9 protein-coding genes are annotated in these 9,298 nt (G+C 71.3%); 6 read left to right on the forward strand and 3 right to left on the reverse strand.

Going from position 1 to position 9,298, the window contains the following annotated elements:
* Window positions 1-24 precede the first annotated feature (24 nt).
* The 5 genes from ACMW4R_RS00525 to ACMW4R_RS00545 all read left to right on the forward strand — a co-directional run bounded on the left by ACMW4R_RS00525 (window position 25) and on the right by ACMW4R_RS00545 (window position 6,186).
* Window positions 25-1,545: an alpha-N-arabinofuranosidase gene (locus ACMW4R_RS00525; RefSeq protein ID WP_418298828.1), complete on the forward strand. Its 1,521-nt coding sequence runs from the start codon at window positions 25-27 to the stop codon at window positions 1,543-1,545.
* Between the two features lie 15 nt (window positions 1,546-1,560).
* Complete coding sequence (locus tag ACMW4R_RS00530) at window positions 1,561-3,279, forward strand: glycoside hydrolase family 35 protein (RefSeq protein WP_418298829.1); 1,719 nt, start codon at window positions 1,561-1,563, stop codon at window positions 3,277-3,279.
* A 164-nt stretch (window positions 3,280-3,443) separates the two neighbouring features.
* Window positions 3,444-4,007 (forward strand): pyridoxine/pyridoxamine 5'-phosphate oxidase, encoded by a 564-nt coding sequence (locus ACMW4R_RS00535; RefSeq protein WP_058627649.1) that lies wholly within the window; start codon window positions 3,444-3,446, stop codon window positions 4,005-4,007.
* Window positions 4,004-4,444, forward strand: coding sequence for a cupin domain-containing protein (locus ACMW4R_RS00540; protein ID WP_058595367.1), 441 nt, complete (start codon window positions 4,004-4,006; stop codon window positions 4,442-4,444). The genes ACMW4R_RS00535 and ACMW4R_RS00540 overlap by 4 nt, the downstream gene beginning before the upstream one ends.
* Before the next feature lie 113 nt (window positions 4,445-4,557).
* Window positions 4,558-6,186 carry a sensor histidine kinase gene (locus ACMW4R_RS00545; RefSeq protein ID WP_058595374.1) on the forward strand — a complete coding sequence of 543 codons (1,629 nt, stop codon included), beginning with the start codon at window positions 4,558-4,560 and terminating at the stop codon, window positions 6,184-6,186.
* Window positions 6,187-6,322: 136 nt separating this feature from the next.
* Here ACMW4R_RS00545 and ACMW4R_RS00550 read toward each other — a convergent pair whose 3' ends face one another.
* From ACMW4R_RS00550 to ACMW4R_RS00560, 3 genes are all read right to left on the reverse strand, one after another.
* Complete coding sequence (locus ACMW4R_RS00550; RefSeq protein WP_058595368.1) at window positions 6,323-6,703, reverse strand: type II toxin-antitoxin system VapC family toxin; 381 nt, start codon at window positions 6,701-6,703, stop codon at window positions 6,323-6,325.
* On the reverse strand, window positions 6,700-6,963 hold the full coding sequence (locus ACMW4R_RS00555; protein WP_058595369.1) for a hypothetical protein: 264 nt from the start codon (window positions 6,961-6,963) through the stop codon (window positions 6,700-6,702). Before ACMW4R_RS00555 ends, ACMW4R_RS00550 begins: the two co-directional genes overlap by 4 nt.
* Before the next feature lie 68 nt (window positions 6,964-7,031).
* Window positions 7,032-7,997: a LacI family DNA-binding transcriptional regulator gene (locus ACMW4R_RS00560; protein ID WP_418298830.1), complete on the reverse strand. Its 966-nt coding sequence runs from the start codon at window positions 7,995-7,997 to the stop codon at window positions 7,032-7,034.
* A 50-nt stretch (window positions 7,998-8,047) separates the two neighbouring features.
* Here ACMW4R_RS00560 and galT point away from each other — a divergent pair, with 50 nt between their 5' ends.
* Window positions 8,048-9,223: a galactose-1-phosphate uridylyltransferase gene (gene galT, locus ACMW4R_RS00565; RefSeq protein ID WP_058615059.1), complete on the forward strand. Its 1,176-nt coding sequence runs from the start codon at window positions 8,048-8,050 to the stop codon at window positions 9,221-9,223.
* The last annotated feature ends 75 nt before the right edge of the window (window positions 9,224-9,298 follow it).

A 9,298-nucleotide genomic window follows, 5' to 3' on the forward strand; every position in this document is an offset into this window, starting at 1 on the left:
CTTCCTTTCCTCCAGGAGACCCGCATGACCTCCCCCACCCGCATCGCCGTCGACCGGGACGCCCTCGGCGCCGCCGTGCCGCGCCGCCTGTTCGGCACGTTCGTCGAACACATGGGCCGCTGCGTGTACGACGGCATCCACAGCCCTGGACACGAGACGGCGGATGCCGCGGGCTTCCGCGCCGATGTCCTCGAGCTCGTGCGCGAGCTCGGTGCCACCGTCGTGCGCTACCCCGGCGGCAACTTCGTGTCGGGGTACCGCTGGGAGGACGGCGTCGGCCCGCGCGAGGAGCGTCCGGTGCGCCTGGATGCCGCGTGGCACAGCACCGAGACCAACCAGGTGGGCCTGCACGAGTTCGCCGAGTGGGCGGATGCCGCCGGGCTCGAGGTCATGGAGGCGGTCAACCTCGGGACGCGCGGCGTCGCCGAGGCCGCCGACCTGCTCGAGTACACCAACCACCCCTCCGGCACCGCGCTGAGCGAGCGCCGCCGCGAGAACGGACGCGACGAACCCTTCGGCATCCGTCTCTGGTGTCTCGGCAACGAGATGGACGGTCCGTGGCAGATCGGCCACAAGACCGCCGACGAGTACGGGCGTCTCGCCGCCGAGACCGCGCGCATGATGCGCTTCATCGACCCGACCGTCGAGCTCGTCGCCGCCGGCAGCTCGAACCACGAGATGCCGACGTTCGGCGCCTGGGAGCGCACGGTGCTGCGGCACACGGCCGGTCTCATCGACCACATCTCGGTCCACGCCTACTACGAAGAAGACCCCGAGGACCCCGCGAGCTTCCTCGCCAGCGGCGCGGCCCTCAACCGCTACATCGTCGAGGTCGCCGGCATCATCGACGAGGTCGGTGCGACGACCCCCGACGGTAACCCGATCGGCATCAGCGTCGACGAGTGGAACGTCTGGAACCAGACCCGGTGGAACGAGGTCGACAAGCCCCGCGTCTTCACGGGCGACTGGCCGATCGCCCCGCGCCTCATCGAGGACGACTACACCGTCACCGACGCCGTGGTCGTCGGCTCCCTGCTCATCACACTCCTGCGCCGCGCCGACCGTGTCTCGATGGCGAACCTCGCGCAGCTCGTGAACGTCATCGCCCCGATCCGCACCGAGCCCGGCGGCGGGGCGGCATGGCGCCAGAGCACGTTCCACCCCTTCAGACTCACCGCGGAAGCGGCATCCGGTCGCGTCGTCGTACCGCACGTCGAGGGCGCGACGATCGACACCGCCCGCCACGGCGCCGTCGACGCAGTCGACGCGATCGCCACCGTCGACGGACGCGACGTCACCGTGTTCCTTGCGCACCGCGACCTGCACGCGGCGACCGAGATCGAGCTCGACCTCGGCGCGGTCGAGGGCGTCGACGCGGTCGTCGTGACCATCCCCGAGGGCGGCGACCGCCACACCACCAACTCCGCCGACGCCGAGCCCGTCGCCCCCGTCGCCCTGGACGTTCGCGTCGGCGACGACGGCATCCTGCGCTTCACCCTCCCCGCTCTCGCCTGGGCGCGCGTGCGCGCACGCTCGCTCGCCTGACCCCCGAAAGACACCGTGACGACCTTCACCATCGGCGAAACCGACTTCCTGCTCGACGGGCGACCGCACCAGGTCATCTCGGGCACGCTGCACTACTTCCGCATCCACCCCGAGCACTGGGCCGACCGCATCCGCACGGCGAAGGCGATGGGACTCAACACCATCGAGACCTACGTCGCGTGGAACGCCCACGAGCCCGTGAAGGGCGAGTGGGATGCCACCGGGTGGAACGACCTCGGACGCTTCCTCGACCTGATCGCCGCCGAGGGGCTGCACGCGATCGTGCGTCCGGGACCCTACATCTGCGCCGAGTGGCACAACGGGGGCCTCCCGGTCTGGCTGACCTCGACGCCGGGGATCGGTCTGCGCCGCTCGGAGCCGCAGTACCTCGCCGCCGTCACGGATTACCTCGAGCGCGTGTACGAGATCGTCGCCCCGCGCCAGATCGACCGCGGCGGCAACGTGGTGCTCGTGCAGATCGAGAACGAGTACGGCGCGTACGGCTCCGACAAGGAGTACCTGCGCGAGCTCGTGCGGGTGACGAAGGATGCCGGCATCACCGTGCCGCTGACCACCGTCGACCAGCCCATGCCGTGGATGCTCGAGGCGGGGAGCCTGCCCGAACTGCACCTCACCGGCTCGTTCGGCTCACGCTCGGAAGAGCGCCTGACGACCCTGCGCGAGCACCAGCCGACCGGACCACTCATGTGCAGCGAGTTCTGGGACGGCTGGTTCGACTGGTGGGGCAGCATCCACCACACGACCGACCCCGCGGCATCCGCCCACGATCTGGACGTCCTGCTCGCGGCAGGAGCCTCGGTCAACATCTACATGGTGCACGGCGGGACGAACTTCGGCACGACGAACGGCGCGAACGACAAGGGCCGGTACGACCCCATCGTCACCTCCTACGACTACGACGCCCCCATCGACGAGTCGGGTCACCCGACGGCGAAGTTCCACGCGTTCCGCGAGGTCATCGCGAAGTACGCGCCGGTGCCTTCGGACGTGCCGTCCGGGCGGCCGGAAGCGCCGGTCCTCGAGGTGGCGCTGTCGGGAGAGGGCGACTGGATGCCGGCACCCACGGGTTCCGTCTCGGACGACCCCGCGACGTTCGAGGAGCTCGGACACCTCGGTCCGCTGGTGCGATACGACGTGGAGCTGCCCCCGTTCTCGGGTCCGGCCGCGCTGGTCTTCGGCGAGGTGCGCGACCTGGCGTGGGTGCACGTGGACGGTGTGTTCGTCGGGCGCCTCTCGCGGACACTGCACGAGCGGGCGCTCGCCATCCCCGCGGGGTCGCGACTCACCGTGCTCGTCGAGGACCAGGGGCGCGTCAACTACGCCGACCGCCTGGGCGAGGCCAAGGGCCTGATCGGTGGGGCGACGCTGGGCGGTGCCCCGCTCGTCGGCTGGACCGCGACGCCGGTCGAGGTGGCATCGGCCGCCGGCACCGGGGAAGGCACCCTGGGGCGGGCGCTGCTGCGAGGCACCTTCGACCTGGGCGCCCCCGCAGACCTGTTCCTCGACACGGGCGCCTGGGGCAAGGGCTTCGCGTTCGTGAACGGCTTCTTCCTCGGCCGGTACTGGAACAACGTGCCCCAGCGGACGCTGTACGTTCCCGCCCCCGCACTGCGCGCCGGCGCCAACGAGATCGTCGTCCTCGAGCTGGAGCATGCCGTCGATCCCGTCGCGCGCTTCGTCGCCGCCCCGTCGCTGGGGCAGCTGGAGGAGTAATCCGCCCCGAGCACGGGCGCGCGTGAGGTGTGCCGCGCGCTCCGCGCGCGTGAGGTGCGTGAGGCTCGCGACGCGCTTGAGTTGCCAAGAATTGTCGCTTCCGGAGCGCCTGAAGCGACAATTCTTGGCGACTCGCGCGGGGAGACACGGGGCAGGATGGGGGCATGACGATGGCCGCCTGGCTCCGCTCGCTCCCCTCCCTCACGGGGACTCCGCCGGCCACGGATGCCGAGCCCCTCCCCGACCTGCCGGAGCATCTGTTCGCGCGTTGGATCCGGGAGGCCGTCGAGGCCGGCGTCGCGGAAGCCCATGGCGCCACTCTCGCGACGGTCGATGCCGATGGCATCCCGGACGCGCGCACACTGATCCTCAAAGATCTCGGACCGGACGGGTGGGCCTTCGCCGGCCCCCGCGCCTCGGCGAAGGCCGGGCAGTTGTCCGCCCACCCCGCCGCAGCGCTGAACTTCTGGTGGCCTGCCGTGCTGCGGGCCGTCCGTGTGCGGGGCAAGGTGGTCGAGGCCTCGGCGGAGGACTCGGCGGCGGATCTCGCCGCTCGCTCGGCCGCCGCTCGCGACGGCATCGGCCCCGGCGAGTGGGTGATGTGGCGTCTGGTCGCCGATCGCGTCGAGTTCTGGCAGGGCTCCGCCGACCGCAAACACCTGCGCACGATCTACCGTCGCACCGACGACGACTGGCAGCTGATCGACCCCGAGAGCGAGACCCGATGAGCGACTACGAGATCACTGAGATCGGCGGGCTCGATGCCTGGCGCGATCACTTCGGCGGCTTTGCCCCAGCCCGCTCGCGCGACGGACGCCGCGTGGTCGATCACGAGTTGACGATGCAGTTCATCGGTATGACGGCGAACGCGCTCCTTCCCGGGGAGGAGGCGGGGTACTGGCATACGCACACCCGCGTCGAGGAGCTGTACGTGTTCCTCGAGGGCCGTGGTCAGATGGGGCTCGACGGCGATGTCGTGGACGTCGGACCAGGCAGCGTGGTGCGAGTCGGCCAGAACGTGTGGCGCACCTGGCGCGCGGACCCCGAAGGAACGGGTGAACTGCGCTGGCTCTGCATCCGGGCAGGAGGGGAGGCGCTCCCGCACCTTCCCGACGACGCATCGCGGGACACCGACCGTCCGATGCCCTGGGGCCCCTCGGCGTGACGGGCCGGATGCCGCACCTGTCGTTCGTGGCATCCCCGGCCGTCGTCGCGCAAGCCTGCCTGCGCGGCGATCGTGTCGAGTACGGTCGGAGCGCAGAGAGGAGGGGCGCGTCGATGCCGTTGTTCGAGATGGAGGCCACCCCTCGCGGGCGGTCGCGGGTGTTCCTCCGCGCGCAACTCCCCTTCGTGCTCGCGGTGGTCTTCCTCGTCGGTATCGCGGGTCTCGCCCAGCCCTCGACCCTCACCGCGGGCGTCGTCGTCGCGGGGGCGGTCCTCAGCATCATAGCGAGCGTCCTCGCGCTCGCCGTACCCTGGGAGCGCCTCCCTCGCTCGTGGATGATGCTCGTCGCGGTGCTCGATCTGCTCGCCGTCGCCCTGATCCGCGCCGAACTCCTCCCCACCTTCCCCTCCGTCTCGGTGCTCGCGATCTTCCCCGTGCTGTGGCTCGCCTACGGATTCCCCTGGTACGGCATCCTCGTCGGCGTGTTCGGAACGGGCTTCATCACCTCGTTCCGCTTCGTCTACGTCGGAGCCTGGCCGTCGTCGCCGGTCGAGTGGGCGAACGTCGTGATCATGCCGACCCTCGTCGTGGGGGTCGCCGTCATCGTCTTCGTCGCCGCGCGCCACCTGCGGCGCAACTCGCGGCAACTGGCGCGGGCGTCTCGCGCCCAGGCCGAGGCCTTGGATGAGGCACGGGACACCCAGTCCGTCGCCCTGGGCATCGTCGACACCGTGAACGCCGGGGTCATCTTCTACGACGCCCAGGGGCGGTTGGAGATCGCCAACGCCCGGGCGCACCGCTTTGCCGAACTGGGCGGCTTCCGCCTCGACGAGCCGCCGATGGCCGGGGACGCGGTCTTCGACGCCGACCGCACCAGCGTCGTCCCCGCGAGGGAACAGGTGATTCCGCGCGCTCTCGCGGGCGACGCCGTCAGCGACGAGTTCGAGTGGTGGGGCCCCGCGGACGCCCCCGTCGCCGTGGTCGCCTCATCGGGCCGGGTGCGCCGAGCCGACGGCGACGTGCGCGGAACCGTCATCGTCATCTACGACGCCACGGTTCTCGCCGAGACGATCGAGGTGCGCGAGCAGTTCTTGCGCACGGTGTCGCACGAACTGCGCACGCCGCTCACGAGCATCACCGGATTCCTCGACCTCATCGACGACGAGGTCGGACCCGAGGACACCCGCCTGAAGCGCTACGTCGACGTGGTCACCCGCCGCACCGCCGATCTGTCGCACCGGGTGCGCGATCTCTTCGCGGCGAGCGAGAGCGAGAAGACGCTCCACCCGGACGACGTCGACCTCGGCGAGATCGTCGCCACCGCGGTCGCCGAGGTCGCCGCGTTCGCCGACGCCCGCGCGTTCCTCATCGAGACGGCCGCCACCGGCCCCACGTCCGCCCGACTCGACGGCACACAGGTGCGCCTCGCGATCGTCGAGCTGCTCACGAACGCGGTGAAGTTCGGCATCCCGTCGTCCGCGATCACCGTGTCGTACGGCGTCCACGACGGCCGCGCGGTGCTGGCGGTGACCAACGACGGCCCCGGTCTCGGGCCGACCGAACAGCGTCGAGCCTTCGACCGCTTCTACCGGGGTTCGCTTGCGCGATCGGGTGAGATCCAGGGTTTCGGCCTCGGGCTCACGACGGTTCGCGCGATCGCCGTCGCGCACGGCGGCACCGTCGGGCTCGACAGCGCTCCCGACGGTCGCACGACCGTGACGATGGATCTCCCGGCCGCGTAGGCCGGGCGCACGGCCTCACGGGCGCGGGTTCCCCCGCGGATGGTGCGGGCGATCGACGCGGCGGTTCGGCCCCTTGCCTAAACGCGATCCACGCACATAAACGCGAGCTGCTCGTGTTTCTGCGCGTGGATGCCGTTTATGCGTGATGGCGAAGCGACAGCTGGTCGGCGACCGCGCCGAGCCGGTCGTCGAACGTCGCGAGCGGAGCGTCGAGGTGCGTGGCGGCGGCGAGAACGCACGTGTCGGGCATCTTCAGCGAGTGGCGAGCGCGCAAGGTCGCCACGAGCACCGGCTCGTCGGGGCCCATGTCCACCGCCTCGACCCGCAGAGCGCGCAGGGCTCGCCACATCTCCGCCTCTCGGCCGACGCGTGCCGCCCCGACCAGCGTCTCGGCGACCGTGAGCGGGTGCATCAGAAACGGACCAGGGTCGTCGGCCAGCAGCTTCTTGGCGCGATCGTGATGGGCGTCACCGGGAGTGAACAGAGCGATGATGACGCCGGCGTCGAGAACGATCACTCCGGCCAATCCTCGCGGAGTTCCCGCAGGTAACCCTCGGGGTAGATCCCCGCGAACTGGTCGATGACGAGGTCGATGCGGCGACGCTGTGCGGCGGAACGTCGAGACTCCTCGCCGCGGAGGGCGCGACCACCCGCGACGACGAGATGCGTGATCAGCGCGCTCGGCGACTCATCGGGCCAGCGGGAACGCGCGATCTGCAGCGCCTCCTCGATCTCGACGGTGTGCGTCACCTGGGTGCGGGGACGGGTGGTCGGCATGGCTCAAGTGTACCACCTGAACATTCGGTGTACCACCGCTCAACTGAGGGTCACACGAAGGGCGACACTCACCGCACAGCGGTACTCTCGCGCACCACCAGTGTCGCCGGCACCGTCTCCGCGACCGGATCGCCGCCCTCGATCGCCGCTATCAGGGCGACGACGGCGCGACGGCCCAGCGCGTCGAAGTCCTGGCGGACGGTGGTCAGCGGCGGGCGGAACTCCGCGGCATCCGCGATGTCGTCGAAGCCCACCACGGAGACATCCTCGGGAACACCGCGGCCCTCGTCGGCGAGAGCGCGCAGAGCACCGAGGGCCATCTGATCGTTGGCGACGAAGATCGCCGTGGCACCGGTGAGGCCCGCGACGGCGGAGTACCCGGATGCCGACGTCCAATCGCCGCGGACCGGTTCGGGCGCGACGAGCCCGCCGTCCGCGAGCGCCTCGCGCCATCCACGCTCGCGCTCGGCCGCGGCGAACGAGCCGCGCGGTCCGGCGAGGTGGTGCACCGTGTCATGGCCGAGGGCCAACAGGTGGGCGGTGGCGGCCCGTGCGCCGCCGGCGTGGTCGGTCTGCACGATCGAGAACCGCGCGTCGGCCGGGGAGTCGACCACGACGAGGTGCAGATCCGCGGGCGGCTGCGCGTCGCGCGCGAGCTCGGTCGCCTCGTTCAGCACGACGGCCCCATCGACGCCCTGCGACCGCAGGCGGGCGAACGCCTCGCGGATGCCTCGCTCCCCGACCGTCACGACGGCGAGGGCGTAGTCGCGGGTAGCGGCGGCCTCGGAGATCGCCTGGAGCATGCGCGAGTTGCCGACGGACGCGAGGGTCGACACGACGAGGCCGATGGTCGAGGTCTGCCCGGTACGCAGCGCCCGCGCGGCGCGGTGCATGCGATAGCCGAGGTCGGCCATCGCCTTCTCGACGCGCGCCCGTGTCGCGGGGTCGACCCGGGGGCTGCCGTTCGCGACGCGCGACACCGTCTGCGCCGAGACCCCGGCCCTCGCGGCCACGTCGGCCATGGATACGCGCATCACGCCCCCTCGATGTTGACGATATCACGCGCCGGATGTAGCGTGTTATCGTGAACACGGACATCCTCTCCGCGGTGCCTCTGGGCGCCGGCGTCGTCAAGCGGCCCACGCACCTGGCCGACGGACGCGAGCTCATCTACTTCGACGACCCCGACACGACGCTCGGCGCCGAGCGCGCGATCGACGCCCGCACCCTCGACCCCCGGCCGATGACGGCGACCATGCGGCAGGACGTGCTGACGGGCGACTGGATCACCGTGGCATCCAACCGTCAGAACCGCGCGTTCCTGCCCCCCGCGCACCTCGACCCGCTGTCGCCGCAGACGCCGACCAACCCGTCCGAGATCCCGTCGCTGTACGACGTCGCGGTCTTCGAGAACAAGTCGCCGTCGTTCGGTCCCGCGCTCGACAGCGCGGTCGGCGACGCTCCGGCCGCGGTCGACCCCCCGCGCGGAGACGACGACCTCGAGCACCTCGGCCTGGGCCGCACGCGCACCTCGGTCGGACGCTGCGAGGTCGTGTGCTTCAGCCCCGCGCACGAGGGGTCGTTCGGATCGCTCTCGCGCACCCGCGCCCGCACCGTCATCGAGGCGTGGGCCGATCGGACCGCGGCGCTCTCGGCTCTGCCCGGCATCCGTCAGGTCTTCCCGTTCGAGAACCGCGGGGAGCAGATCGGGGTCACCCTGCCCCACCCGCACGGGCAGATCTACGCCTACCCGTACGTGACCCCGCGCACGCACCGCCTGCTCGACACGATCTCGCGCACCTCGAGCGACCTGTTCGCGCGCATCCTCGACTTCGAGTCCGCCGGCGAGCGCGTCGTGCTGCGCGGCGAGCACTGGACCGCCTTCGTGCCGTTCGCGGCCCGCTGGCCCATCGAGGTGCACGTGCTCCCGCACCGCCACGTCGCCGATCTCGCCGAGACGACCGACGCCGAGCGCGACGAGCTGGCGCCCTTCTACCTCCGGCTGCTGCGCGGCATCGACGCCCTGTATGACACCCCCACCCCCTACATCGCCGCCTGGCACCAGGCGCCGGTCGGACGGGCGAGGGATGCCGTGCGCCTCAACCTGCAGATCACCTCGCCGCGCCGTGCGGCCGACAAGCTGAAGTACCTCGCCGGATCCGAGGCCGCCATGGGCGCCTGGATCGGCGACGTGACCCCCGAGTCGCAGGCCGAGCGCCTGCGCGCCGCCCTCGACACCGTTCCGGAGGTGACGGCATGAGCGCCGTCGACGACGCCCTCGCCCTGCTCGCCGCTCCCGCCGTGGGCGTCTGGTCGGCCCCCGGCCGCGCCAACC

Source organism: Microbacterium sp. S1037 (assembly GCF_048381605.1).
GTDB classification, from domain to species: domain Bacteria; phylum Actinomycetota; class Actinomycetes; order Actinomycetales; family Microbacteriaceae; genus Microbacterium; species Microbacterium testaceum_B.

Bases quoted from the DNA above. Each gene is read 5' to 3' on its own strand.
- ACMW4R_RS00545 (WP_058595374.1), top strand. From the start codon at position 4,558: ATGCCGTTGTTCGAGATGGAGGCCACCCCTCGCGGGCGGTCGCGGGTG.
- ACMW4R_RS00555 (WP_058595369.1), bottom strand. From the start codon at position 6,963: ATGCCGACCACCCGTCCCCGCACCCAGGTGACGCACACCGTCGAGATC.
- ACMW4R_RS00525 (WP_418298828.1), top strand. From the start codon at position 25: ATGACCTCCCCCACCCGCATCGCCGTCGACCGGGACGCCCTCGGCGCC.
- ACMW4R_RS00535 (WP_058627649.1), top strand. From the start codon at position 3,444: ATGACGATGGCCGCCTGGCTCCGCTCGCTCCCCTCCCTCACGGGGACT.
- ACMW4R_RS00560 (WP_418298830.1), bottom strand. From the start codon at position 7,997: ATGCGCGTATCCATGGCCGACGTGGCCGCGAGGGCCGGGGTCTCGGCG.
- ACMW4R_RS00540 (WP_058595367.1), top strand. From the start codon at position 4,004: ATGAGCGACTACGAGATCACTGAGATCGGCGGGCTCGATGCCTGGCGC.